The 23,346-nt window shown below is 68.9% G+C and carries 25 protein-coding genes; 9 read left to right on the forward strand and 16 right to left on the reverse strand.

The genetic code is table 11. The features are described from left to right. Window positions 1-27: 27 nt before the first annotated feature. The gene (locus tag EFY87_RS09630; protein ID WP_123271267.1) at window positions 28-1,296 is read left to right on the forward strand and encodes an MBL fold metallo-hydrolase; all 1,269 of its coding nucleotides are present in this window, start codon (window positions 28-30) and stop codon (window positions 1,294-1,296) included. Between the two features lie 3 nt (window positions 1,297-1,299). Here the strand turns inward: EFY87_RS09630 and guaB are convergent, their stop codons facing one another. From guaB to EFY87_RS09685, 11 genes are all read right to left on the reverse strand, one after another. Then, window positions 1,300-2,835 carry an IMP dehydrogenase gene (guaB, locus tag EFY87_RS09635; RefSeq protein WP_123271268.1) on the reverse strand — a complete coding sequence of 512 codons (1,536 nt, stop codon included), beginning with the start codon at window positions 2,833-2,835 and terminating at the stop codon, window positions 1,300-1,302. Window positions 2,836-2,877: 42 nt separating this feature from the next. After that, complete coding sequence (locus tag EFY87_RS20000) at window positions 2,878-3,666, reverse strand: hypothetical protein (RefSeq protein ID WP_148043298.1); 789 nt, start codon at window positions 3,664-3,666, stop codon at window positions 2,878-2,880. Then, the gene (shbA, locus tag EFY87_RS09645; protein ID WP_123271270.1) at window positions 3,663-4,238 is read right to left on the reverse strand and encodes an RNA polymerase sigma factor ShbA; all 576 of its coding nucleotides are present in this window, start codon (window positions 4,236-4,238) and stop codon (window positions 3,663-3,665) included. The genes EFY87_RS20000 and shbA overlap by 4 nt, the downstream gene beginning before the upstream one ends. Window positions 4,239-4,516: 278 nt before the next feature. Beyond that, window positions 4,517-6,130, reverse strand: a complete 1,614-nt coding sequence (gene groL, locus EFY87_RS09650; RefSeq protein WP_123271271.1) for a chaperonin GroEL — start codon at window positions 6,128-6,130, stop codon at window positions 4,517-4,519. Between the two features lie 93 nt (window positions 6,131-6,223). Continuing rightward, complete coding sequence (gene groES / locus EFY87_RS09655; RefSeq protein WP_123271272.1) at window positions 6,224-6,520, reverse strand: co-chaperone GroES; 297 nt, start codon at window positions 6,518-6,520, stop codon at window positions 6,224-6,226. A 209-nt stretch (window positions 6,521-6,729) separates the two neighbouring features. Then, window positions 6,730-7,356 (reverse strand): DUF3159 domain-containing protein, encoded by a 627-nt coding sequence (locus tag EFY87_RS09660; RefSeq protein ID WP_123271273.1) that lies wholly within the window; start codon window positions 7,354-7,356, stop codon window positions 6,730-6,732. Further along, complete coding sequence (locus tag EFY87_RS09665; protein ID WP_123271274.1) at window positions 7,353-8,012, reverse strand: hypothetical protein; 660 nt, start codon at window positions 8,010-8,012, stop codon at window positions 7,353-7,355. Before EFY87_RS09665 ends, EFY87_RS09660 begins: the two co-directional genes overlap by 4 nt. Next, window positions 8,012-8,656 (reverse strand): TetR/AcrR family transcriptional regulator, encoded by a 645-nt coding sequence (locus EFY87_RS09670; protein WP_123271275.1) that lies wholly within the window; start codon window positions 8,654-8,656, stop codon window positions 8,012-8,014. The genes EFY87_RS09665 and EFY87_RS09670 overlap by 1 nt, the downstream gene beginning before the upstream one ends. Before the next feature lie 105 nt (window positions 8,657-8,761). Then, window positions 8,762-9,745, reverse strand: a complete 984-nt coding sequence (locus tag EFY87_RS09675) for a ribose-phosphate diphosphokinase (RefSeq protein ID WP_123271276.1) — start codon at window positions 9,743-9,745, stop codon at window positions 8,762-8,764. Between the two features lie 59 nt (window positions 9,746-9,804). Then, the gene (locus EFY87_RS09680) at window positions 9,805-10,485 is read right to left on the reverse strand and encodes a potassium channel family protein (RefSeq protein ID WP_245988569.1); all 681 of its coding nucleotides are present in this window, start codon (window positions 10,483-10,485) and stop codon (window positions 9,805-9,807) included. Then, on the reverse strand, window positions 10,475-11,803 hold the full coding sequence (locus tag EFY87_RS09685; protein ID WP_245988570.1) for a TrkH family potassium uptake protein: 1,329 nt from the start codon (window positions 11,801-11,803) through the stop codon (window positions 10,475-10,477). Before EFY87_RS09685 ends, EFY87_RS09680 begins: the two co-directional genes overlap by 11 nt. 17 nt (window positions 11,804-11,820) lie before the next feature. Here EFY87_RS09685 and EFY87_RS09690 point away from each other — a divergent pair, with 17 nt between their 5' ends. The 4 genes from EFY87_RS09690 to EFY87_RS09705 all read left to right on the forward strand — a co-directional run bounded on the left by EFY87_RS09690 (window position 11,821) and on the right by EFY87_RS09705 (window position 16,131). Further along, a complete protein-coding gene (locus EFY87_RS09690) occupies window positions 11,821-13,047 on the forward strand; it encodes a class I SAM-dependent methyltransferase (protein WP_123271278.1) in 1,227 nt (408 codons plus the stop codon). Between the two features lie 235 nt (window positions 13,048-13,282). Then, entirely contained in the window at window positions 13,283-14,365 is a 1,083-nt protein-coding gene (locus EFY87_RS09695) for a glycoside hydrolase family 3 N-terminal domain-containing protein (RefSeq protein ID WP_220093585.1), read from the forward strand. 74 nt (window positions 14,366-14,439) lie between these two features. Then, window positions 14,440-15,231: an AIM24 family protein gene (locus EFY87_RS09700; RefSeq protein ID WP_123271279.1), complete on the forward strand. Its 792-nt coding sequence runs from the start codon at window positions 14,440-14,442 to the stop codon at window positions 15,229-15,231. Between the two features lie 15 nt (window positions 15,232-15,246). Beyond that, on the forward strand, window positions 15,247-16,131 hold the full coding sequence (locus EFY87_RS09705; RefSeq protein WP_123271280.1) for an AIM24 family protein: 885 nt from the start codon (window positions 15,247-15,249) through the stop codon (window positions 16,129-16,131). A gap of 2 nt (window positions 16,132-16,133) precedes the next feature. Here EFY87_RS09705 and tsaD read toward each other — a convergent pair whose 3' ends face one another. From tsaD to tsaB, 3 genes are read right to left on the reverse strand one after another with little or no spacing between them, the layout of a single operon-like run. After that, window positions 16,134-17,180 carry a tRNA (adenosine(37)-N6)-threonylcarbamoyltransferase complex transferase subunit TsaD gene (gene tsaD, locus EFY87_RS09710; RefSeq protein WP_123271281.1) on the reverse strand — a complete coding sequence of 349 codons (1,047 nt, stop codon included), beginning with the start codon at window positions 17,178-17,180 and terminating at the stop codon, window positions 16,134-16,136. Beyond that, window positions 17,177-17,635 (reverse strand): ribosomal protein S18-alanine N-acetyltransferase, encoded by a 459-nt coding sequence (rimI, locus tag EFY87_RS09715; protein ID WP_123271282.1) that lies wholly within the window; start codon window positions 17,633-17,635, stop codon window positions 17,177-17,179. The genes tsaD and rimI overlap by 4 nt, the downstream gene beginning before the upstream one ends. Continuing rightward, the gene (tsaB, locus tag EFY87_RS09720) at window positions 17,632-18,309 is read right to left on the reverse strand and encodes a tRNA (adenosine(37)-N6)-threonylcarbamoyltransferase complex dimerization subunit type 1 TsaB (protein ID WP_123271283.1); all 678 of its coding nucleotides are present in this window, start codon (window positions 18,307-18,309) and stop codon (window positions 17,632-17,634) included. Before tsaB ends, rimI begins: the two co-directional genes overlap by 4 nt. Before the next feature lie 80 nt (window positions 18,310-18,389). On the opposite strand from tsaB, the gene EFY87_RS21260 reads away from it, so the two are divergent. Then, on the forward strand, window positions 18,390-18,671 hold the full coding sequence (locus EFY87_RS21260) for a putative immunity protein (protein WP_342769113.1): 282 nt from the start codon (window positions 18,390-18,392) through the stop codon (window positions 18,669-18,671). Next, window positions 18,589-18,906, forward strand: coding sequence for a putative immunity protein (locus EFY87_RS21265; protein WP_342769114.1), 318 nt, complete (start codon window positions 18,589-18,591; stop codon window positions 18,904-18,906). The genes EFY87_RS21260 and EFY87_RS21265 overlap by 83 nt, the downstream gene beginning before the upstream one ends. Here the strand turns inward: EFY87_RS21265 and EFY87_RS09730 are convergent. Beyond that, on the reverse strand, window positions 18,887-20,647 hold the full coding sequence (locus EFY87_RS09730) for an HNH endonuclease signature motif containing protein (RefSeq protein WP_123271284.1): 1,761 nt from the start codon (window positions 20,645-20,647) through the stop codon (window positions 18,887-18,889). The two genes, EFY87_RS21265 and EFY87_RS09730, sit on opposite strands and share 20 nt — an antisense overlap. 164 nt (window positions 20,648-20,811) lie before the next feature. Here EFY87_RS09730 and EFY87_RS09735 point away from each other — a divergent pair, with 164 nt between their 5' ends. After that, window positions 20,812-21,231, forward strand: a complete 420-nt coding sequence (locus tag EFY87_RS09735; RefSeq protein ID WP_123271285.1) for a hypothetical protein — start codon at window positions 20,812-20,814, stop codon at window positions 21,229-21,231. On the opposite strand, the gene EFY87_RS09740 is transcribed toward EFY87_RS09735, so the two are convergent. Beyond that, complete coding sequence (locus EFY87_RS09740) at window positions 21,180-21,908, reverse strand: TetR family transcriptional regulator (protein WP_220093586.1); 729 nt, start codon at window positions 21,906-21,908, stop codon at window positions 21,180-21,182. The genes EFY87_RS09735 and EFY87_RS09740 overlap by 52 nt on opposite strands. A gap of 172 nt (window positions 21,909-22,080) precedes the next feature. On the opposite strand from EFY87_RS09740, the gene EFY87_RS09745 reads away from it, so the two are divergent. Further along, complete coding sequence (locus EFY87_RS09745) at window positions 22,081-23,316, forward strand: MFS transporter (protein WP_123271286.1); 1,236 nt, start codon at window positions 22,081-22,083, stop codon at window positions 23,314-23,316. The last annotated feature ends 30 nt before the right edge of the window (window positions 23,317-23,346 follow it).

Below are 23,346 nucleotides of genomic sequence, written 5' to 3' on the forward strand. Positions count from 1 at the left end.
CGAGCCGTTCATTTCCAAGGAGAATTCATGACAGTCGTCCAGTTCTGGGGCGGACTCGGAGTCATCGGATCCAGCAAGATCACCCTGACCGAGGGCAGCCACCGGGTGATGCTGGACATCGGGCTCGACATACCCAGTCAGACCGACCTGTTCCGCGCGCCGGTGCGCGAGCGCGCGGGCCGCGAACTCGCCGACCGGTTGCGTTTGGGTATGGCGCCGCGCGTCCCGGGCCTCTGGGACCGGCGCTGGCTGTCGGACGAGGATGCCGCACTGGCCGAACCCACCGAGGAGACAGCGGTTTTCGCCAGTCATGCACACATCGACCACACCGGCCTGGCGGGTTTTGTCCGGGCCGGCATCCCGATGCACGCGCATGCGGACACAGTGCGGGTGCTGGACGCGCTGGAGGCTTCCGGTGAACGCCTGGCCGGCGCGGCGCCGCAGTGGATCCCGTTGCAGGACGGTGAGATCCGCGACTTCGGCCCGTTCAGCGTGCAGTGCATCCGGGTCGATCACGACGTGCCGGGGGCGAGCGGTTACCTGGTCACCTGCCCCGACGGGGTGCTCGCGTTCACCGGCGATCTACGCTTCCACGGCGAGCACCCGGAGCTGACCCAGGCCTTCGTGGAGCGGGTGCGCGGTGTCGACGCGTTCGTGACCGAGGGCACGCTGATGAGTTTCGACCCGCCGGAGGGCGTGATCCGCGATGAGGCCGCCGTGAACGCCGATTTCGTGCAGACGCTCGACCACGCCGGGCTGGTGCTCCTGTCGGTCTACCCGCGGGACGTCGAGCGCGCGGCCGAGTTCACCGCACTCGCGCGGCAACACGGCCGCACGATCCTGTGGCCCGCTCAGGTCGCCGACTTCTTGCAGCGGATGGGCGTCGAGGCGGCGCCGTTCACCGAGGAGCTGCTGGACGAGGTCCGGGCGCAGCCCGCGTCATACGTCATCCAGCCGGACACCACGGAGCTGCCCAGCCTGCTCGACCTGCCGATCACGCCGGGGACGCCGTTCTTCCACGCCAACGGTGCGCCGCTGGGCGAATTCGACCCGCACTGGGCGGTTTTCGCCGACTGGCTGGCCGCGCTCGGCGTCACGCTGCTGCGCCGCGGCTCGTCCGGACACGCGACCGCCGACGCCATCTTCGCCATGATCGAGACCATTCACCCGAAGGTGGTATTCCCGATCCACACGATGTCGCCGACCCGCTTCCTGATGCCCTCGGGCGTGCGCCGGGTCATCCCGCACTATGGCGAGCGCTTCGACCTGCGGGGCAATCTGCTGGCGGCGGACTGACGGTCAGCGCGCGTAGTTGGGGGCCTCCACGATGCCCTGCACGTCGTGCGGGTGCGACTCCTTCAGCCCGGCGGACGTGATGCGCACGAAGCGGCCGCGCTCCTGCAGCTGCGGGATCGTGCTCGCGCCCACGTAGAACATCGACTGGTGCAGACCGCCGATGAGCTGGTGTACGACGGTGCCCAGCGGGCCGCGGTAGGGCACGCGGCCCTCGATGCCCTCGGGCACGATCTCGTCGTCGCTGGCGACGTCGGCCTGGAAATAGCGGTCCTTGGAGAAGGACTTCTTGCCGCGGGATGCCATCGCGCCCAGCGAGCCCATGCCCCGGTAGGTCTTGAACTGCTTCCCCGAGACGAGCATCAGGTCGCCCGGTGACTCTTCGCAGCCGGCGACAAGCGAGCCGATCATCACCGAATCCGCCCCCGCCACAAGGGCTTTGGCAATGTCACCCGAGAACTGCAAACCACCGTCACCGACGACCGGGACTCCGGCCGGCTTGCAGGCGAGCGATGCCTCGTAGATCGCGGTGACCTGCGGCACGCCGACGCCGGCGACTACTCGGGTGGTGCAGATCGAGCCCGGCCCAACGCCGACCTTGACCCCATCGACGCCCGCCTCGACGAGTGCCGCCGCGCCTTCGCGAGTCGCGACGTTGCCCCCGAGCACCTGCACGTGACGGGTGGCCGGGTCCGACTTCAGCTTGCGGATCATGTCGAGCATCAGCCGGGCATGTCCGTTGGCGACGTCCGGCACGAGGATGTCGACACCCGCCTCGACCAGGGTGGTGGCGCGCTCCCACGCGTCCCCGAAGTAGCCGACCGCCGCGGCGACCAGGAGCCGGCCGTCGGCGTCCTTGGATGCGTTGGGGAACTGCTCGGACTTCACGAAGTCCTTCACCGTGATCAGCCCGGCGAGCCGGCCGTCGTCGTCCACCAGCGGCAGCCGCTCGCGCTTGTGCTGGCGCAGCAGTGCCGCCGCGTCCTCACGGCTGATGCCGACCGGACCGGTGACCAGCGGCGGCCGGGTCATCACGTCGGACACCTTGGTCGATGCCCATTCGGCGACCGGGGTGAAGCGCAGGTCCCGGTTGGTGATGATGCCGATCAGGTGGCCGCCGTCGTCCACCACGGGCAGTCCCGACACGCGGTAGCGGCCACAGGTCTCGTCCAGCTCTTCGAGGGTCGCGCCGGCCCCGATGGTCACCGGGTTGGAGATGATGCCGGTCTGGGTGCGCTTGACCAGATCGACCTGCTCGGCCTGATCGTCGATGGACAAGTTGCGGTGCAGTACCCCGAGACCGCCCTGGCGTGCCATGGCAATCGCCATACGGGCCTCGGTGACGGTGTCCATGGCCGCGGACACCAGCGGCACCCGAAGGCTGATCTCGCGGGTCACCCGGCTGGTCGTGTCGACCTCACTGGGTATGACGTCAGTCTCTCCGGGCAGCAGCAGCACGTCGTCGTAGGTCAGTCCGAGCTGACCGAACTTGGCCGGGACGTCGAACGGGTGGGCGGGCGCGGGCGACTCCTCGAAAGCCATTGCACGAGTGTAAGAGGCGCGCCCCCGGCACCGGACAGAAGGTCAGTCGGCGCCGGTCGGGCCGCTGGATGTGCCGCTGCTGGAGGAGGTGCCGCTGCTCGTCGGCGACACTGGGGACCAGACGGGCGCCGTGGTCGACGTGGGCGCCGGGGACGAAGGCCCGTGCGTGGGACCGGTCGGTTGCGGACTGGTGGGCTTGGACGTCGGCGAACCGCTCGGGCTGGTGGAACCGGACGAGGTGGACGACGGTGAGGTCGGGGTGGTCCTGGGACTCGTCGGCCGGCTGGTGGGAGTGGTCGACGGCGGGGTCGTCGACGTGGTGGAGGGCGCCGACCCGCCCTTGTCCGGCGGCAGGATCGCGCCCGGAAGCACGCGGGGCAGGGTGGTGGGCACTGGCCTGTTCGTGGCGACCGAACCGACACCCGTGGCCGGCATCCGCCGTGGGGACGCGGGCGCCTGTTCGGATGTGGCGCTCGTGGCGGAGCCGGTGCTGGTCGGGCCGGCTGCGCCGGAGCCGAAGTCTGCGCTGCGGTGGACGAAACCCATGTGCCGGGCGACCTGGGCGATGCCGCCGACACCCGTGACGGCGGCTGCGACACCGGAGATGGACAGGGTGCCGACCGTGAGGGCCGCGACCACACCGGCCCTGACGTGCCGGTGCCGCCGGCGTGCGTAGCGCCCGCTGGGCAGGGACGTGTCAGGGGCGTCGATCTCGCGGACCCAGGCGCGCAGCGCCTCGCCGGTGGCGTCGCCCGGACGTGTCGCCTGGCGCCGGCCCAGCGCGTCCAGCAACTCGTCGTCGCGCCGGATGTCGTCGAGGTTAGGCGTCATGGTGCCGCGTCCTCGTCGAAGAAGCCGCGCAACCGGCACAGCGCACGGTGCTGGGCGACGCGCACCGCACCCGCGGACATGCCCAGGGCGTCGGCCGTCTCCTCCGCCGAGAGTCCTACGGCGACGCGCAGGGTGAGGATCTCGCGATGCTGGGGCGAGAGCCGGTCGAGCATCGCCCAGAGCCGGCCGGACTCGTCGCCGGTCAGCGCGCACTCCTCCGGGCCGGGTCGCTCGTCGACGGTCTCGGGGATCTCGTCGGTCGGCGCCGGCCGCCGGATGACCGAACGCTGCACGTCGGCAACCTTGTTGGCGGCGATGCGGTAGACGAACGCCTCGAAAGGCGCGCCACGGTCGGAGTAGCGCGGCAACGCGGTGAGGACGGCCACGCACACCTCCTGCGCCGCATCGGCGGCGGCATCGGCGGCAGCGGAAAACCTGCCCAGCTTGCCGCGCGCATAGCGAACGGCCAGCTGGTGTACGGCTGCCATGAGTTCGTTGGTGGCATCCGCGTCGCCGTCACGAGCGCCTGCCGCCAGATCGCGCAGGGAAGTCTGTGCGTTCGCTGGTGACATCGCTCGACGCGGCGAAAACGTTACGGGGGCAGCGTCCAACTCGCCGACCAGGTCGTCCTGGCCAGCACGCAATCGAGAAGTCCCCGAGTTCACGTTCGTTCCTTGTCCGGTCGCGGTAGGCACGTGGAAGTAGCCGCACTTTCCAGAGTAGGTCGTTCATCCGATTGCGGCCAGCTGATCGGGCAAATCCGCCTCCCCGCTGGGAGGCCCGGGTATGGCGAGGGCCCCGCCATACCGAGGTATGACGGGGCCCGTTGCGGTGTTTCAAGCGAGGCAGGTCAGTGGCTGTGGCCGTGGCCGTGGCCGGCGTCGGCCTCCTCGTCCTCCTTCTTGTCCACGACGAGCGTGTCGGTGGTGAGCACCATCGACGCGATCGAGGCGGCGTTGCGCAGTGCGGAGCGGGTGACCTTGACCGGGTCGATGACGCCCTGCTTGACCAGGTCGCCATACTCACCGGTCGCGGCGTTCAGGCCGCTGCCGACCGGCTCGTCCTGCACGCGCGCGACGGCGACGTAGCCCTCGAGCCCGGCGTTCTCGGCGATCCAGCGCAGCGGCTCGACGACTGCCTTGGCGATCAGCGCGGCGCCGGTCGCCTCGTCGCCCTCCAGGGCGAGCGCGTCGACGGCGGAGGCAGCGTGCACGAGAGCGGAGCCGCCACCGGCGACGATGCCCTCTTCGATCGCGGCGCGGGTCGCGGAGATCGCGTCCTCGATGCGGTGCTTCTTCTCCTTGAGCTCGACCTCGGTGTGCGCACCCACCTGGATCACGCAGACACCGCCGGCGAGCTTGGCCAGCCGCTCTTGCAGCTTCTCGCGGTCCCAGTCGGAGTCGGTGCGCTCGATCTCGGCCTTGAGCTCCTTGACCCGGCCGCCCACTGCATCGGCGTCGCCCTGGCCGTCGACGATCGTCGTGTTGTCCTTGGTGACGACGACGCGACGGGCCTGGCCGAGCAGCTCCAGGTCGACCTGGTCGAGCTTGAGGCCGACCTCTTCGGCGATGACCTGGCCGCCGGTGAGGATGGCGATGTCCTGCAGCATGGCCTTGCGACGGTCACCGAAGCCGGGCGCCTTGACCGCGACGACGTTGAACGTGCCGCGGATCTTGTTGACCACCAGGGTCGACAGCGCTTCGCCGTCGATGTCCTCGGCGATGATCAGCAGCGGCTTGCCGGACTGCACGACCTTCTCCAGCAGCGGCAGGACATCGGCGACCGCCGAGATCTTGCCCTGGTTGATCAGGATGTAGGCGTCCTCCAGGACGGCCTCCATGCGCTCGGGATCCGAGACGAAGTAGGGCGAGATGTAGCCCTTGTCGAACTGCATGCCCTCGGTGAACTCCAGGGCAGTCTCGGCGGTCGAGGACTCCTCGACGGTGATGACGCCGTCCTTGCCGACCTTGTCGAACGCCTCGGCGATCAGGCCGCCGATCGTCTGGTCCTGCGCGGACAGGGCGGCGACCTGGGAGATCTCGTCCTTGCCCTCGACCTCGCGGGCGTCCTTGAGCAGCCGGTCGTTGATCGCCTCGACCGCCTGGTCGATGCCACGCTTGAGCGCGGCGGGACCAGCGCCAGCGGCGACGTTGCGCAGACCTTCGCGCACCATGGCCTGGGCGAGCACGGTCGCGGTGGTGGTGCCGTCACCGGCGATGTCGTTGGTCTTGGTGGCGACCTCCTTGGCGAGCTGGGCGCCGAGGTTCTCATACGGGTCGTCCAGCTCGACTTCACGCGCGATGGTCACACCATCGTTGGTGATGGTCGGGGCGCCCCACTTCTTGTCGATGACGACGTTGCGGCCCTTGGGGCCGAGCGTCACCTTGACCGCGTTGGCCAGGGCGTCAACGCCACGCTCCAACGACTTCCGGGCGGCGTCGTTGAACTCCAATTCCTTTGCCATTATTGGCCTTTCGTCAATTGGTCACGTATGACGACGCCTCGGCCCCGCTCGAAGTGAGCGAGCCGAGGCACGTCATACGCAAAGTGTGGGGTCTTACTTGGTGACGACCGCGAGGACGTCGCGGGCCGAGAGGATGAGCAGCTCCTCGCCGGCGTACTTCACCTCGGTGCCGCCGTACTTGGAGTAGATGACGCGGTCGCCGACAGCGACGTCCAGCGGGACGCGCTGGCCGTTGTCGTCGACGCGACCCGGACCGATGGCCAGGACCTCGCCCTCCTGGGGCTTCTCCTTGGCGGTGTCCGGGATGACCAGGCCTGAGGCGGTGGTCTGCTCGGCCTCGACGGACTTGACGACGATGCGGTCCTCGAGCGGCTTGATGTTCACCGACACGGTGTGACCTTCCTGTTCTGGGGCCCGATCGAGCGGGCCGTGGATGCGTGCCCTGGTCAGCTACCGACCGGGGTATGTCGTGGGCGCCGTCGCGGGGGTCGACCACGAACTCCGGTTGGCACTGTCCCAGGAAGAGTGCCAGCACAGAATCTATGCGGTCGTTAGCACTCATGCAACTTGAGTGCCAAGAATGATCCGGCGGCGAGTGCTCAGGCGGGTTCGGGCGAGTATCGCGCGAGGGCCTTGTGCGGGTACCAGTTGGTGAACGCGATGGCGGCGATGACCAGCGCGACCTGGATGACCCAGTTGGTCCAGATGTTGGTGGGGTCGTGCAGGGGCCCGTCACCCAGGTAGCCGACGATCGCGCTGGCCAGGAATGCGGTTGCCCATGCCGAGCTGAGTGCGTAGTTCACCCGCATGAACAGCGGGCTGTCCCAATGCTCGCGTTCGGTCATCTCCCGCGCGTAGGCCACCGTGAAGGGCCGTCGCGCAACGATCGAGCCGACGGTGACCAGCGCGATGACAGCGTTGCAGATCTCGGCCGCCCACAGCCCCAGCCAATGCCGGGTGTCCGGGAAGGCGACCACGACGATGAGCATCAGCCCGAAGACGACGATCCCGCTGACCTCGAGCAGCTTAGGGCGCCGACCAATCGCCGCGCCGCTCGCCGTGATCGCGATCGCCAGTGCGCAGGCCAGGCCGGAGGCGAGCGCGACGCGCCCCGGGCCCTCGACGAGGACGAGCAGAAGCCACGGCGCGAAGCCAACAATGGGCAGGCTGAGCAGGCGGCGCAATGGCGTGTCGTCCCCGGACCGTACCGTCGCGTTCCTGGTCATCGTGCCACCTGGGCGCAGGCGCCGAGCGTGCGGAGAAATCGTTCCTCGTCATCCTCGGCGCCAGCGTCCTGGATTCCGTGGCGGTAGACGGACAGAGCGCCCTCGGCGCTCACGGCAAGCGTGGTCGTGGAGCCATGTCTCCCGTCACCGGCGCGGCAGGCGTCGCCGTCGAGGACCAGCAGGTCGCCGCCAAAGGCGCGATCGGCGCTCGCGGCGTCGGCGGCCGGCGGCGCGCCGGTGGCGTTGGCCGAGCTGCTGTATGCGAACTTCCGGTTGCGCAACAGCGGCTCCAGCTGCGGCAGCCACGCACCCGCGAGCGCAGCGACACCCTTGACGATCGCCGGAGCCAACCACTCAGGTGTCGGTGGGCGGACGGGAATCAAGAGACTGAAGTGCGCGTCGAACATCAGCCACTCGACAAGTCGCTCACCATCCTGGTCCACGCCGAGATAGGGGCGGATCACCTCGAAAGCGACCGGGGTGACACCGACCGGCTGGTCACGATCGCGGCCCTTGGCCACGTTGATACCGGTCGCCTCGTCCGCGAACAGCACGTACGCCAGCGGCGATGGGGTTGGGATCACAATCGGAGCTCCGAGCGCGAGCCGCGCTTCCGCTGCCGCAAATCCAGCGGCGTCCATGGCGACAACAGTCATCAGTCCTCCAGGTGGTGAGGCGGGCAAGGCAGGGGGTCGTGAGCGCAACTACTTCGACTCGCGCCGTAGAGCGGCAGTGCGACCTCGTTCACGAGCGCGTCGATCGCAGCTTCGTCAAGCGGCTGCATCGTCATCAGCAGGTCGAACCGCGCCAGGTTCAGCGGCGCCCGGAGAGTGGCCGGCGCGAGCCGGGCGGTCGGGATCTCCCCGCGCTCTGCCGCCCGGTCGGCGATGTTCTGGGCCAATGCCTCCGCGGCACCGAACGCAACCCGGGATGCCTCGACGATCTCGGGATTGCCCGGCAACTCGGCGGCAAGCGCAGGAACGGCGGCACCGAGAGAGATGAACCGCTCACTCACCTGGCGCAGCAGCGCCCGCAGATCACCGCTCAGCGTGCCCGTGTCCGGGTCGACCTGCGGTGCCATCGGCACTCGGCGCAGCACCATCGCGAGAACGAGGTCGGAACGCGACGGCCAGCGCCGATAGAGGACGCTCTTGCTCGTCGATGCCTCCGCAGCGACGGCGTCCATCGTCAACCCGGCATACCCGGCCCGCTCCAACACCATCCACGCGGCATCCAGCAGGGCGTCTTCCAGCGCTCGCCCGCGTCGACGGGTCGCTGGCTTCGTCGGTGAATCAACCATAGGAGACTATTGGTATCTTATTGGTCGGCGTGGTGCAAGTCCCTCCGACAGGCATGCGGCGGCCAGGAGGTGTGCTTGGTGACTGTGTGGGTGCCCCGCTGACCCTCAGCCGAGCGGCAACGTCGCCTGCGGCGGGGCGTGCGAGGGGTCGACGCCGTCGAAGAGGCTGCTGACCGACTCGCCGGCATGGATCCTGGCGATCGCCTCGGCGAACAGCGCGGACACCGAGCGCACCTGCAGCGCGGGCCAGTCCGGCGGACGCGGCACCGTGTCGGTGGTGACGACGTGCCCCACGAGCGGATGCGCGGACAGCCGCTCGACCGCCCGCCCGACGAACAGGCCGTGCGTGCACGCGATGTCGGCCGAGGTGCAGCCGCGCTCCCCCAGCCGATCAAGCAACTCCACGACCGACCCACCCGTCGAGATCTCGTCGTCGAGCACGATCGCGCGCTTGCCGTCGACGTCGCCGACGATGGTGTCGATGACGACCTTCTCGTCGGAGATGCGCTTCTTGGAGCCGGCCGCTACCGGGAGCCCCAGCAATCGGGCGAACTGCGTTGCGGTCTTGGCGTTTCCGAAGTCGGGCGACACCACGACCGAATCGGCGAGGTCGCCGCTGGCGCGGAAATGGTCGGCCAGCACGCCGATCGCCGTCAGGTGATCGACCGGCATCGAGAAGAACCCGTGCACCTGCGGCGCGTGCAGCGCCATCGTGATGACCCGGTCGGCGCCGGCGGTCGCGAGCAGGTCGGCGACCAGCTTGCCGCCGATAGAGATGCGCGACGCGTCCTTCTTGTCCGATCGCGCATAGGCGAAATACGGGATGACGGCGGTGATGCGCTCGGCCGACGCGCCACGCGCGGCGTCGATCATCAGCAGCAGCTCCATCAGGTGATCCTGCGTCGGCGGGACCAGCGGCTGCACCAGGAACACGTCACGCTGCCGGCAGTTGGCAAGCAGTTGCGCCTGCAGGCAGTCGTTGCTGAAGCGCTTGAGGTCGACATACGACCGCGGCACGCCGAGGTGATCGCAGATGCTGTCGGCGAAGGTCGGGTGGGCTGATCCGGAGAAGACGACGATCTCGCGCACGGGCGGCGGACCCTTCAGGCGGCGGACTTCGGTGTATGACGACTCTACTGTCTCGGGTTTCAGGCCCGCCCCGAGAACTGCTGCAACCGCTCGGTGGAGCCCGAGATGACCAGCTGGTCACCCCGCTCGATCCGCGTCTCGGGCCGTGCGTCCTCGAAGGTGCCGCCGCCCTGGTGCTTGACGGCCACGACCGTCACGCCATACCGGCCACGGAGGCTGAGCTCGGCCAGCGTCTTGCCACAGAGCCGGTCCGGTGCACCCATCCGGCCGATGCCGAACCCGCTCTCCAATTCGTAATAATCCGTGAGCGATCCGACCAGCAGCCGACCGATGCGCGCACCCATGTCACGCTCCGGAAGCACCACGTGATGGGCGCCGATGCGTTCCAGGATGCGGGCGTGCTGCTTGGTCATCGCCTTCGCCCACACGCTCGGGACCTCGAGGTCGGCCAGGTTGGCCGTGGTCAGGATGCTGGCTTCCAGATGAGAACCGATCGCGACCACCGCGCGCTCGAAATCGCCGGCACCGATCTGCCGCAACGCGTCGACGTCCGTGCTGTCGGCCTGCACGACGTGGGTGAGCACGTCCGACCACTTCTGCACCAGCTCGCCCGACTGGTCGACCGCGAGGACCTCCCAGCCCTGCTCGGTGAGCGTCCTGGCGACGGAGGTGCCGAAGCGGCCGAGACCGATGATCAGGACGCTGTGCGCGTCCAGGGTTCCGCGTCGTTTAACCGACAATGGGCCACTCCTCCGGTAGGCGATAGCGCCGCTTGCTGCGCCGCATGGCGAGCGCGGTGCCGACCGTCATCGTGCCGACTCGGCCGATGAACATCAATGCGACGAGCACCAGTTGGGCAGCGACGGGCAGTTGCGCGGTCAGGTTCGCGCTCAGTCCGGTGGTCGAGAACGCCGAGATCGTCTCGAAGAGCACCAGCTGCATCGGCTGCTCGCTGATGGTGATGACGGCGATCATGCCGGCCATCACGCAGCCGACCCCGAGCAGTGCCACGGTCAGCGCCTGCCGCTGCACTGCCGCCGGTATGGCGCGCGGCCCGACCCGGGCCTGCGGCTCGCCACGGATCTCGGAGATGATCACCGCACCCAGCAGGAAGAAGGTCGACACCTTGATGCCGCCCGAGGTGCCGGCGCTGCCGCCGCCGATGAACATCAGCACGTAGTTGACCGCCATCGTCTCCGGCCGCACGTGCTCGTAGTCGACGGTGTTGAAGCCCGCAGTGCGCGGGAAGACCGCTCCCCCGATGGAGTTCCAGATCTTGTCGGTCACGCTCATGTGCGCGATCGTCGCCGGGTTGCGCCATTCGAACGCCAGGAAGGTCACCAGCCCTGCGGCGAAGAGGATCACCGAGCCGTAGAGCGTCAACCGGGTGTGCATCGACCACTGACGCGGCCGACGCCGGCGCATCAGCTCGAACCACACCGGGTAGCCCAGGCCGCCGATGAACACGCCGCAGCACAGCATGGCGAGCACCCACGGGTCGCCGGCGAACTTCACCGCACCCTGCGAATAGAGCGTGAAACCGGCGTTGTTGACCGCGGAGACGGCGTTGAAGACGCCCTCCCAGGCGGCGCGGCCGGCCCCTTCGCCATACGCGAAGTGCAGCCGGAGCCCGAGCAGGACGGCGAGCAGCACCTCCAGCAGCAGGTAGAACCGCACGATCACCCGGACCATCGAGCGGGCGTGCGCAGGCGTGTCGGTGTGTGCGTCGGCCTGGGCCGCCAACGTGCCCTGCAGACCCATTCGGCCGTGCACCAGCTGCAGCAGACGCGCCGAGAGCGTCACGATGCCAAGGCCCCCCGCTTGCACGAGCAACAGGATCACGGCGTGCCCGAACGGCGTCCAGTAGGTCGCCACGTCCACCGGCGACATCCCGGTGATGCACGTGGCGCTGGCCGCGGTGAACAGCGCCGTGCTGAACTCCGCGCTGCCGTGTTTGGTGCTGGCGGCCGGCAGCGCCAGCAAAGCGGTGCCGATCGTGACGGTGATCGCATAGAACGTGACGACGATGCGCGCCGGACCGAAGCGCATTCCCTTCATGCGCAACACTTAACCGTATGACGCCCGGACTGCTCGCCAAGCTGATCAGTGGCGAGGGCGCGGCGTTGCTGGCGTCCCTGCCGCCGTATGACGAGGCGGAGTCCTTCGTGCTCGGTGAGCGGCTGCGGCGAGAGGGTTTCGACCCCGAGCTGGTCGCGGCCGCTCTCACTCAGTCGCGGCTGCGCGCCCGGGGCGAGCGCAAGTTCGGCCGCGCCGCGCGCGACCTGCTCTTCACCCCCGACGGACTGGAGCAGGCGACCCGGCGCCAGGTCGCCCGGCTGCACGCCCGCCGGCTCGCCGGTTCGGGCGCACGGGTGGTCCACGACCTCGGCTGCGGCATCGGCGCGGACGCGCGTGCCTTCGCAGACTCCGGTCTGCGGGTCGCGGCCGTGGACGCCGACGAGGTGACGGCGTGCATCGCCGACTACAACCTGCGGCCGTGGCCGCATGCCCGGGCGGAGCACGAGCTCGCCGAACGGGTGCGACTGCCGGGTCGCAGGGAAGCACCCGACGCGGCGGTCTGGCTCGACCCGGCGCGCCGTACGCCCGGGGTCGCCGACATCACCGGACGCACCCGGCGCACCTTCCGGCTCGACGAACTCGTGCCCGCCTGGGACTTCGTGTGTGCCGCCGGCGCGCAGGTGGCCGCCGCCGGTGTGAAGCTGTCCCCCTCGCTGGCACACGGCCAGGTCCCGCCGGGCACCCAGGCGCAGTGGACGTCATACGACGGCGAGGTGGTGGAGTGCGTGCTGTGGTGGAACGCCGCGGCATGGGACGTCGGGCGGTCCGCGCTGGTGGTGAGCGACCAGTTCGCCTATGAGGTGCTGGAGCGCGACGCGGAGGATGCCGGGTCGCAGACCGCGCGCCTCGACCGGCTGCACGGCTATCTCTACGAGGCCGACCGTGCGGTGATCCGGGCCGGTCTCAGCGGGGCCTTGGTGCGCCGGGTGGACGGGGTCGAACTCGACACGGGCGTCGGTATCGTCAGCTCGCCGCGCGACGTCGTCGTCCCGTGGGCCAAGAAGTATGTCGTGACAGACGCAATGCCCTTCAATCTCAAGGCACTTCGCTCCTGGACCCGCGACCACCGCATCGGCCGGCTGACCATCAAGAAGAAGGGTGCGTCGGTCGATCCGGACGGCCTGCGGCGCCAGCTGCGGCTCAAGGGCAGCGCCGAAGCGACGATCCTGGTCACCCGCATCGGCGGGGCGCAAGCGGTGCTGATGCTTGTGCCCGCACCGTGAGTTGCGGTCCGCCGTGAGCTACGGTCGGTCCGTGCTCTCTCGTGGGTCGGTACGCCTCGCCGCGGTGTATGTCGTGGCTGCAGTGGCGACCGCCGGCTGCTCGTCGGGCAGCTCTCACGGCGGGTCAGCGGCTGCGGCCGGTACGGCTTCGACGACGGCCGCGGGCTCGGCCGCCAGCTCGGCCGTTCCCCGCGTGGCCGCCTCGCCGGCCCGATCCTCAGCGGGTGTCACCGCGATGCCCGCCACATCGACCGCAACCTCTCCCACCTCCCGGTGCGTGCAGCGCACCTACGACCGGCTGACCCCGGCACAACGCGCCGGGCAGTTGCTGATGATCGGGCTGGACGGCGCCAGCTCGATGAATGCCGATGACACGCTCATCGCGACGCAGCACGTCGGCAACGTCATCTACCTCGGCGGGTGGGCGGAGGGCGCTGCGAGCATCCGCACCACGTCGGATCACCTGCAATCCCAAGCAAGTTCGACGGCAACCGGCGGAGTCGGCCTGCTGCTCGCGGCCGATCAGGAGGGCGGCGCCGTGCAGCAACTGCGCGGCCCGGGCTTCAGCACGCTCGTCACGGCTCTGCAGCAGGGCAGCATGAGCGCGGCGGCGCGCACGGCATACGCGAAGACGATCGGCACGCAACTGAAGTCGGCCGGCGTCAACCTCGACCTCGCACCCGTGGCCGATACGGTCCCGGCCGCGACGGCGGCCAGCAATGCGCCGATCGGGAGCTTCGACCGCGAATACGGGCACGATCCGGCCACGGTCGCGCAGTCGGTGCGGGACGTGGTGCAGGGCCTGGTCTCCGCGGGCGTCGGCGCGACGGTGAAGCACTTCCCCGGGCTCGGGCGGGTCACCGGCAACACCGACGTGACGACTATCGGCACCACCGACACCGACACGACCGAGAACGATCCCTACCTCACGCCGTTCGCCGCCGGGATGAAGGCCGGTGCGGGCGCGGTGATGGTGTCGTCGGCAATCTACGCGAAGCTGGACCCGGCCAACCGGGCTCCGTTCTCGGCGAAGATCGTCACCGGGCTGCTGCGGGGCAAGCTCGGCTGGCACGGGGTGGTCATCACCGACGACATGAATGCCGTTGCGGTTGCGGCCGTTCCGGTCGGTCAGCGGGCTGTGCGCTTCATCGACGCGGGTGGCGACATCGTGCTGACCGCTCGCGCGAGCGACGCGGGCACGATGATCGGCGCCCTGCTCGCCCATGCCGCGAGCGACCCGGCGTTCGCGGCGAAGCTGAGCGCCTCGACGCACCGGGTGCTGGCGCTCAAACAGCGCCTCGGCCTGGTGAGGTGCTAGAACCCGCAGCCAATTCCCACCCCGCGTTGGGATACTCGCCAGCGGCGCGGACGGCTTCACGGAAAGGACCGCCGATGGATCAAGTGACCTGTGCATGGTGTGGGAGCGTCAACCAGGAGGGGTCTGCGTCCTGCTGGGCCTGCGGTGCCTCCCTGAGCGATGCGGTGCGCGTGACCGAGGCCGGCTGGGCCGAGGCACCCCGGCTGCACGACCTGACCGAGTTCCATTTCGCCTCCTCGGTCTGCCAGATCGACGGCGAGATCGTCCCAGTGGCGGAGATCGCCCTCGCCCATGGCGATGCGGTCTACTTCGAGCACCACGTCATGCTGTGGAAGGACCCAGGGCTCGCCATACAGGCCACGAAGCTGGGCGGCGGGATGTCCCGAAAGCTCGGCGGCATGCCGCACATCATCAACCAGGCCGACGGCCCGGGCCGGATCGCGCTGTCTCGCGACGCCACCGGCGAGGTGGTGGTGCTACCGCTGCACCCCTCGATGGAGATGGACGTGCGCGGACACGCCTTCCTCGCCGCGACGCACTCGGTGAGCTATTCGTTCGTGCAGATCAAGGGCATGGTCAACGTGCTGCACGGCGGCCAGGGGATGTACATGGACCGCTTTGTCACCCACGGCGAGCAGGGGCTGCTGCTGCTGCACGGATACGGCAACGTGTTCCAGAAGACGCTCGCTGCCGGGGAGAAGATCCTCGTCGAGCCCGGCGGATTCCTCTACAAGGACTCCTCGGTGCAGATGTCGACCGTGCAGCAGAATCTGCGAACCGGGATGATGCGGCACAGCATGTACCTCGCCGAGATGACCGGCCCCGGCCGGGTCGGCATCCAGTCGATGTACGTGCACCATGGCTGAGGGTGTGTGCCGCCGATGACGAACACCACCTATGAGTGTCCCTACTGCCGGATGCCCAGTGACGGTCAGCAACGCAGCTGTCCCTCGTGCGGTGCACCCATCGACGTGACGCTGCGCACGAGCGATTCCGGCTGGATCGAACTGCCGCCACTGCGGGACATGACCAAGCTCTATTGGAACCGCTCCACCTGCGAGGTCAGCGGCAAGTATGTGCCGATGACGGAGATGGAGCTGGGGCCGGAGGACGGGGTCTACTTCTCCCACCACGTGCTGCTGCACGCCGACTCCCGCGTGCAGCTGGACACCTTGCCGATGAAGGGCGGCTTCAAACGCATGATGGCGGGTCTGCCGCTGGTCATGATGACCGCGCACGGGCCGGGCTCGCTGGCCTTCAGCGAGGACGCACCCGGGGAGACCATCGCGGTGCCACTGCGGGCCGGACAGGCCATCAACGTGCATGAGCATCGCTTCCTGGTCGCCAGCTCCAACGTCAGTTACGACTGGTACCAGGCGCCGGTGTGGTATTCCACCCGTTCCGGAAACGACACGGAGTACTTCTACCCGATCGGCCAATTCGTCGACCGCTTCCAGGCCCAGGGCCAGCACGGGTTGTTGATGCTGCACGCTCCGGGCAACGTCCTGATCCGTGATCTCGCCCCCCGCGAGAGCATCCTGGTGCAGCCCTCGTCGTTGATCTACTACGACGGTTCGGTGCGTCTGAGCCTCGTCTCCGAACAGCCCGGTGGCGCCGCCGCGGGCTCGTTCAACCGGACCGGATACCAGTCGACGACGCTGTGGCTGTCCGCAAGCGGCCCCGGCCGCATCGCCATCGCCTCGGTCTTCGAACGCCCGGAGCCCCCGGAGCGCTGGGCCTCCGGCATCGAGCACCGGGACTGGTGAGTTCAGTCCGCCTTGACCTGGCTCACCGGCATCGACGAATCTGCAGGCAGGTCAAGGGAACTCGGGGCGAGGCCGCGCTGCACCAGCTGTGAGCCGAGCGCGGCGACCATGGCACCGTTGTCGGTGCACAGGCGCACCCGCGGGACGCGCAGGCTGACACCTGCCGCGTCACAGCGCTCCTGCGCCAGTGCGCGCAACCGGGCGTTCGCGGTGACGCCGCCGCCGATCTGGAGATCGCCCACGCCATACTCGCGGCAGGCGTCAATCGCCTTGCGGGTCAACACATCCGCGACGGCCTCGGTGAAGCTCGCTGCCACGTCGGCCACCGGGACGGGCTCGCCGGCACGTTCGCGCTCCTGCACCCAGCGCACGACGGCGGTCTTCAAGCCGGAGAAGGAGAAATCGAAGCGGTGCCGTTCCAGGTCCTTGCGCGAGGTCAGCCCACGCGGGAAGCGTATGGCGGTGGCGTCGCCCTCGGCGGCCGCCCGCTCGATGTGCGGCCCTCCGGGGTAGGGCAGGCCGAGCACGCGCGCAACCTTGTCGAACGCTTCGCCCGCCGCGTCGTCGATGGTGCTGCCCAGTTCGACCACGTCGGAGGCGATGTCGCGCACCAGCAGCAGATTGGTGTGGCCACCCGAAACCAGCAGTGCCACAGTGGGTTCCGGCAGCGGGCCGTGGTCCAGCACGTCGGCGCAGACGTGCGCCGCGAGATGGTTCACGCCATACAGCGGCTTGTCGAGCGCCCACGCGAGCGCCTTCGCGGAGGCGACGCCGACCATGAGCGCACCGGCGAGTCCGGGGCCGGAGGTGACGGCGACCGCGTCGACGTCGGCGAGGCGGTGGCCCGACTCTTCGCAGGCGCGCCGGATGGTCGGGATCAGCTCTTCCAGATGGGCGCGGCTGGCGACTTCGGGCACCACTCCCCCGAAGCGCGCGTGCTGCTCGACGCTGCTGGCGACGACGTCACCCAGCAGCGTGTTGCCGCGCACGAACGCGACGCCGGTCTCGTCGCACGAGCTCTCGATGCCGATGATGAGCGGTTCGGTCATGCGGTCACCTTGAGGTCGGCGCGCAGGATGTGCGCGTCCACGTTGTCGGGGCGGTAGTAGTTGCGCCGAGTCTGGATGTGCTCGAAACCCGCTCGCAGGTAAAGGTTTCGGGCTCGGTCGTTGTCGGCACGGACTTCGAGCAGCAATGCCTCGGCGCCGGCTTCGCGTGCCTGGCGGAGGAGGTGGGCCAGCAGCGCGCGGCCGACGCCGGCGCCTTGAGCGGCCGGGTCGACGCCGATCGTCATCACGTCCGCGGTCGCGCCGGCACAGTCGATGCCGCCGTAGCCGACGATCCGCTCGCCCTGGGTCGCGACCGTGTAGCGGCGTCGGGGCCGGCCGGCCAGCTCGGCCCACCACGACCGAGCCGACCACGCGTCCTGTCCGAAGAGTTGTTCGTCGAGGGCACCGATGTCGGCCAGGTCGGGCCACTCCAGCTCGCGCAGTGGAGTGGTCATCGCGGCAGCACCGACTTGGGTCCGGCCGAGGGGGTCGCGTCCGGCTGGCGCAGGTAGAGCGGTTGCACGGGCAGCAGCTCGCCGCCCGTGCGCAATTGCTCCACTGCGTATGCCGCGAGCGCTCCCGCGGGCACGTCGAGCGGCTGCAGTGCGCTGGCGAAGCAGTCGGGGTAGAGGAGCGGGCCACGTCCGGCGGCTGGGAGTGCGCGGATCTCGTCGGAGAGGTCGGCCGGCCGCGACACCTGCGGCATACCCGAAACACGTTGCGGGAAGCCATCATTCGTCCGGTAGTGCGCCCAGTAGACCTCTTTGCGGCGCGCGTCGGTCGCCACCACGAACTTCGCCGGGGAGCCCGGCCGTAAGGCGACGGCGTGCGCGAGCGCGTCGAGAGTGCACACGCCATACACGGGTATGTCGAGGGCCAGGCCGAGCGTGACCGCGGTGGCGAGGCCGACGCGCAGGCCGGTGAAGGGCCCGGGTCCGACGCCGACCGTGACTGCCGTAAGGTCCGCGGGCCGGTGCCTGGCGCCCGCGACGACGGAGGCGATCATCGGGGTCAGCGTCTCGGCGTGCCGGCGCGCGTCGACGAGCGACTCCTCGGCGACGACCTGGTCGCCGTCGTGGAGCGCAACGGTGACGGCCGAGGTGGCGGTGTCGAGAGCGAGCAGGAGCACCGGACAAGGGTACGGCGCCGCCTGGCGCCGATCGCTCTCACCTCTGACTCCACGCGCACAACAATGCATAGAGTTCGAGCGTGAGTTCACCGCAGACGCTCAGCGAAGCAGATCGCCGTCTCGTCGCCGGATGGGCGGCCGACTGCGCCGAGCGGGTGCTCGGGTTGTTCGAGGCTGAAGCGCCGCCGGTTCGTCGGTGGCGTGCCCGTCGGCGCGGTGCAGACTCCCGCCGCCGCTGCTGCCGCCCGGTCTGCCGGGCAGGCCGTCGCCGTGTGCCATATGGGTGCACACGCACTCGGGGCTGCGGCGTATGCCGTGAGGGCAGCCAGCATCGCGGAACCCAACCGGCCACAAGCCGGTGACGACGAAATCCGCTGGCAGCTAGCGCAATTGACGGCGGAGGTCCGGGCTGCGCTGCGCACCCTTCCACCTGTCGGGCAGAACCGATCAGGTCCCCTCGGGCCGGGGCTCCTCGCATCGGGACAACTCGGCACGATCGTCCGTGACCTTCAAGCCGGTCTCAGTTCCCAAGCGAGCACTGATCCCGCGGCGGGGCGGACGAGCCGCGGCTCACGAGTCAGTCGCCGGGCCAGGTGACGTATTTGCGGCCGGAGGGGCTGGTCCAGGTGCAGACCCCGGTGCGGGTCATGGTGACTTTCCAGCCGGTTTCGTGTTTGGCGCGATGATGGTGTCGGCACAGGCATTGCAGGTTCCAGGCGGCAGTGGGGCCGTCGGGGAAGGGGGTGACGTGGTCGACGTCGCAGCGGACCGCGGGCCTGGTGCAGCCGGGGAAGCGGCAGTGCACGTCCCGCCGGGTGACAAACCGGCGTACCCGTGCACTGGGCCGGTAGGTCCGATCCGAGGACTCCAGAGTGGCGCCGGTGTCGGCGTCGACCAGGGCACGGGTCAGGGTGGTGCCGAGGGTCTGACATAGGTGGGTGAGCACTGCGGCGGGGATGACGCCAATGCCTTCGATGACAGTGTCGCTGATCCGCCATCGGGTCCCTGGTACCCTGGCTTGCTCGGCTGCGCTCGTGGCGTGGCGTGATGTTGTGCGGTGGGTGCTGTCCAGTTGCTGCACGTCGCCGGGGCTTCGCCAGCTCCAGTCCCCCCGGGCCGGGCCGCTCGCGCCAGCCGTCAGACCTGCTGGGGTTGTTTCCAGCGCGCCTACCGCGGTCAGCAGGTCGAGGCTGACTCTCGAAGTGTCCCGGAGCAACCTGGCGAACACGGGCTCGGTAGCCCTGGACACCACTACGGGCTTCGTCACTGGCCGTTCGGGTATGACCTCGGGGGTGAATCCGGCCCCGCCGGCCCCGGCCGCGCTGGTCCTGGCGGGGATGACGGGGATCTGCAGCACACAGGTCGTGTCCACGGTGACGTTGCCAAGGAGCAGGTCGGTGAATGCGTCGACCCGGCACTCGTCCAGGCCCTTGGCCGTGGTGGTGTCCTGGTGCAGGTGACTGGCGAGTTCGTTGACTCCGGCCAGCACTTGCATGGCGTCGATGGTGGGTAGGACCGCGCGCAGCACGCTCAACCCTGGCTCGTCGTGCGGGTACACCTGCACCCCCAGCGCGTGCGCCCGCCGCACCGCGGCCGACTCCTCCGCCTCGGCGGGCGCCACCTGAGCGAGCAACCTGCGTGCCCGCCGGACGAGTTTCGTGGACGTCACCGCCACCGGGACTCCCGGTTCCTCACCGGTCGCGGCGTCTTGGTCGTCACCGTCACTGGCGTCCTGGCCGGGTTCCTCACCCGCCGAGGCTCCGTCTTCGGCGTCCTGGCCAGGGTTCTCGTCGTCGTGGCTGGCTTGGCTGGCTTGGTCGATCACGGTCAGGAGTCCGGCTTCGACCTGCCGGATCGCGTTCGGGGTGGCGCTACAGAGGACGTCGGTGACCGCGGAGACTTTGCGGGCATCCAGTACCCCGGCGGTCGCGAGGTCGAATAACCCTGGGGTGCACCTGATGACTTGAATTGCTTCGGTGAGCCGGTTGGTGGCTTGCCGGTCCGACCACCCCAACCGGGTGGCGACCTCCGCGGGCAACCACTCGTCCTGGTGGGCGCCGATCGGGTGCCGCACCTCCCGCACCCCCTCACCAGAGATCATGACTTCTTCGATGGAAGCGACCTGCGCCAACCGCACTGACTGCACCGACCACGCCGTGTTCTGCACCTGCTGGCAGGCGACCGCCTGATCGATCAACACTCCGCGAGGAACATCCCGGGTCCCCTCCCGCACCTTGCCAGCAGCTGCCACCAGCAACGCGTGCGCCGTCGCCAGCAGCGCATCCACGGGTGCACCGGTGATGACCTCACCGGGGACCAGTAGCTGCTGCTTCGACATGCTCCCATCATACATTCGTACGACTCCCAGGTCAATCCCAGAATCACCGAATTACCATATCCCCCAATCAAATTCGCGCCAACCAATCCCGGCACAGAAGCACTTCAAGCCTATCGGCGACCACCGACAACGACCACCCTGGCAACCCGCTGAGCTGGTCAGCGATGCGATCGCCACAACCCCTCCTCGGCTCCGTCCGCACCAGCCACGGTGACACCATCGGTCTGTCCGGAATGCGCCGTGAGTTCCACGCTGCAACCGGCACCGACACCCGCCTACTCGCCGGCGACGACAGCGCACCGCCCGCGGTCGCGGTCATCCTCGAAACCCTGCCCGCAACAGTCCCCACCAGGAGTGCTCCTCACCGCCGACCACGACTCGGACCTGGATCTGCTCCCCCGCCGCGACGATCCAGCGATCACCTGGATCACCAGCGCCACACCCACAGAGACGACCGCCGCGCGACCGTCTACTGGAAAAACGGACTCGACAACACCGCCCTCGCCAACTACCAACGCGCCGCAGCCGCCGGTCAGGACCCGGCCGACCCCGACGTCGCCGACCGGCTTGCCTTCGGCGACTGACGACCTGACGGACCGGCTGCGGAGGATCGCGCCGCCGACGACCCTGCCCACGACCGATTCGACGCCGGCCGACCAGGAACTTCGTCACGGGCCGGCAGACCTCGCAACAGGGTCTCCAGGAATACGTCGTACCGCACGTCACTGCCGCCCAGATCGACAGAGTTCTCGATTGCCGACAGGCAACTGAACAGGGAAGTCGCGAAAATATAGAAGCTCTGCTCGGCCATTTCCGGGCTCGCCCCCGCCGCGGTGAACGCCTTGATCACCTGCGTCCGCATCCGCCCGAACGACTCCTGGTTATGCCGATGCGGCTGCGAGGTCCGCGTCGCGTAGCCGGGGACCGCGAGAAACTCATCGTGCGCTGACCACGCCAGCCGACGCAACCAGTCCCGCCACTGCTCCGGCCGGGGATCATCGGCCGGTAACACTCGATCCACGATCACCTGACTGACCAGATCAAGCAACTCATCACGGTCAGCTACCCAGTGATACAGGGCGCCGTGACGAACCCCCAGCTTGGTTGCCAGCTCGCGCACCGTCAGCGTGTCCAGATTCGACTCCAACGCCGCCGCCACGATCCGCTCCCGGCTCAATACCGCCGGCCGGCCACGCCCACGACGGGGCGCCTGGGCAGCGTCATCGGCATTGCCGGACGAAGCGTCAGGTCGTGGGGGCATGCCTCGAATCCTACGAGCACCCCTCCCGGCCAGTTGCCCACCGGAACCAGATCAGCACCAAGGCACGCCACCTCACAGTCCGCGCCGCGCGCAGGATCTGCGGACACCGCTCGAGTACGGCCGTTGGCCTCCTTTTATGACCATTGGATAGAAATTGAGTTAGGGTGCCCTTATGAACACCCGCGCGCACAGCACCACTCGGCACCGCTTCAGCTACTGGATGACCGCGTTCGCGTTCCTCTCACTGCAAGCGTTCATGACCGCGCCCAGCCCGCTCTACGGTCTCTACGCCCGCCGCGACGACTTCACCTCGCTGACGATCACGCTGGTCTACGCCGCCTACGCAGTCGGCGTCATCGCGAGCCTGTTCTTCGCCGGCCACCTCTCCGACCAGCACGGCCGCCGCCCGTTCCTGCTGGCCGCACTCGGACTCGACGCGATCAGCGCCATCATCTTCATCGCCTGGCCCGCACTGCCCGGCCTCTTCCTCGCCCGCGTGCTGTGCGGCCTGTCGGTCGGCCTGACCGCGTCAACCGCCACCACCTATCTCACCGAGTTGCACGCCGCACACCGGCCGCCGCACCTGCGGCACCGGGCACAACTACTGGCCAGCAACATCACCCTCGGCGGCCTCGGCCTCGGTGCCCTCGTCGTCGGGCTGCTCGCCCAATACGCGCCACATCCACTGACCATCCCGTATGTCGTCATGCTCGCCGCGTTCGCCATCTCAGCAGTCGGGCTCATCTTCTCCGCCGAGACCCGACCCCGACTGGACCCCCGCCCTCCCTACCGGCCACAACGGGCCGCAGTGCCGCCACACGCCCGATCAGAGTTCATCGCCGCACTCGTCGGCATCGGACTCGCCTTCGCCGTGCTCGGCATGTTCATCGGACTGGCCGGCACCTTCCTACTCGTAGTACTCCACCACACCTCACTCGCACTCGCCGGCGCAGCGATCGGCCTCGTCTTCGCTGCCGGAATCGTGCTAACCACCGCGATCAACCGATGGACCCCCCGCGCCGTGCTCACGATCAGCGTCCTGCTGATGATCCTCGGGCTCACAATCCTGGTCACCTCCGCCTGGCTCCCCACACCCAGCCTGACATTGTTCCTCATCGGCGGCGCAGTCATCGGCGCCGGCGGAAGCGCCACGTTCAAAGGCAGCCTCACCGTCGTCATCGGCATCTCACCACCGGCCAAACTCGCCGAATCCCTCGCCGCGTTCTTCCTCTCCGGATACATCGGCATATCCATCCCCGTCATCGGCCTCGGCATCGCCCTCCAACACGTCACCACCCGCGACGCACTCCTCGGCTTCGCCATCATCATCGCCGCCGGAATCCTCGCCGCGACCCCGTTCCTCCTCACCTACCGGCCGAAGAACGCGTCACCTGCCACCGCAACCTGACGTGGACCGGGCGTTCGATGTATGTCAGCC

The sequence above is a fragment of the Flexivirga caeni genome, from assembly GCF_003724155.1.
Classification (GTDB): domain Bacteria; phylum Actinomycetota; class Actinomycetes; order Actinomycetales; family Dermatophilaceae; genus Flexivirga; species Flexivirga caeni.

Coding starts and splice junctions, on each gene's coding strand:
- EFY87_RS21265 (WP_342769114.1), top strand. CDS start 18,589: ATGGGTGCACACGCACTCGGGGCTGCGGCGTATGCCGTGAGGGCAGCC.
- EFY87_RS09700 (WP_123271279.1), top strand. CDS start 14,440: ATGGATCAAGTGACCTGTGCATGGTGTGGGAGCGTCAACCAGGAGGGG.
- EFY87_RS09735 (WP_123271285.1), top strand. CDS start 20,812: ATGCGATCGCCACAACCCCTCCTCGGCTCCGTCCGCACCAGCCACGGT.
- EFY87_RS09685 (WP_245988570.1), bottom strand. CDS start 11,803: ATGAAGGGAATGCGCTTCGGTCCGGCGCGCATCGTCGTCACGTTCTAT.
- EFY87_RS09630 (WP_123271267.1), top strand. CDS start 28: ATGACAGTCGTCCAGTTCTGGGGCGGACTCGGAGTCATCGGATCCAGC.
- shbA (WP_123271270.1), bottom strand. CDS start 4,238: ATGTCACCAGCGAACGCACAGACTTCCCTGCGCGATCTGGCGGCAGGC.
- EFY87_RS09745 (WP_123271286.1), top strand. CDS start 22,081: ATGAACACCCGCGCGCACAGCACCACTCGGCACCGCTTCAGCTACTGG.
- EFY87_RS09670 (WP_123271275.1), bottom strand. CDS start 8,656: ATGGTTGATTCACCGACGAAGCCAGCGACCCGTCGACGCGGGCGAGCG.
- EFY87_RS09705 (WP_123271280.1), top strand. CDS start 15,247: ATGACGAACACCACCTATGAGTGTCCCTACTGCCGGATGCCCAGTGAC.
- EFY87_RS09730 (WP_123271284.1), bottom strand. CDS start 20,647: ATGTCGAAGCAGCAGCTACTGGTCCCCGGTGAGGTCATCACCGGTGCA.
- guaB (WP_123271268.1), bottom strand. CDS start 2,835: ATGGCTTTCGAGGAGTCGCCCGCGCCCGCCCACCCGTTCGACGTCCCG.
- EFY87_RS09690 (WP_123271278.1), top strand. CDS start 11,821: ATGACGCCCGGACTGCTCGCCAAGCTGATCAGTGGCGAGGGCGCGGCG.
- EFY87_RS09660 (WP_123271273.1), bottom strand. CDS start 7,356: ATGACCAGGAACGCGACGGTACGGTCCGGGGACGACACGCCATTGCGC.
- tsaD (WP_123271281.1), bottom strand. CDS start 17,180: ATGACCGAACCGCTCATCATCGGCATCGAGAGCTCGTGCGACGAGACC.
- EFY87_RS09740 (WP_220093586.1), bottom strand. CDS start 21,908: ATGCCCCCACGACCTGACGCTTCGTCCGGCAATGCCGATGACGCTGCC.
- rimI (WP_123271282.1), bottom strand. CDS start 17,635: ATGACCACTCCACTGCGCGAGCTGGAGTGGCCCGACCTGGCCGACATC.
- groL (WP_123271271.1), bottom strand. CDS start 6,130: ATGGCAAAGGAATTGGAGTTCAACGACGCCGCCCGGAAGTCGTTGGAG.
- EFY87_RS09665 (WP_123271274.1), bottom strand. CDS start 8,012: ATGACTGTTGTCGCCATGGACGCCGCTGGATTTGCGGCAGCGGAAGCG.
- EFY87_RS20000 (WP_148043298.1), bottom strand. CDS start 3,666: ATGACGCCTAACCTCGACGACATCCGGCGCGACGACGAGTTGCTGGAC.
- EFY87_RS09695 (WP_220093585.1), top strand. CDS start 13,283: ATGCCCGCCACATCGACCGCAACCTCTCCCACCTCCCGGTGCGTGCAG.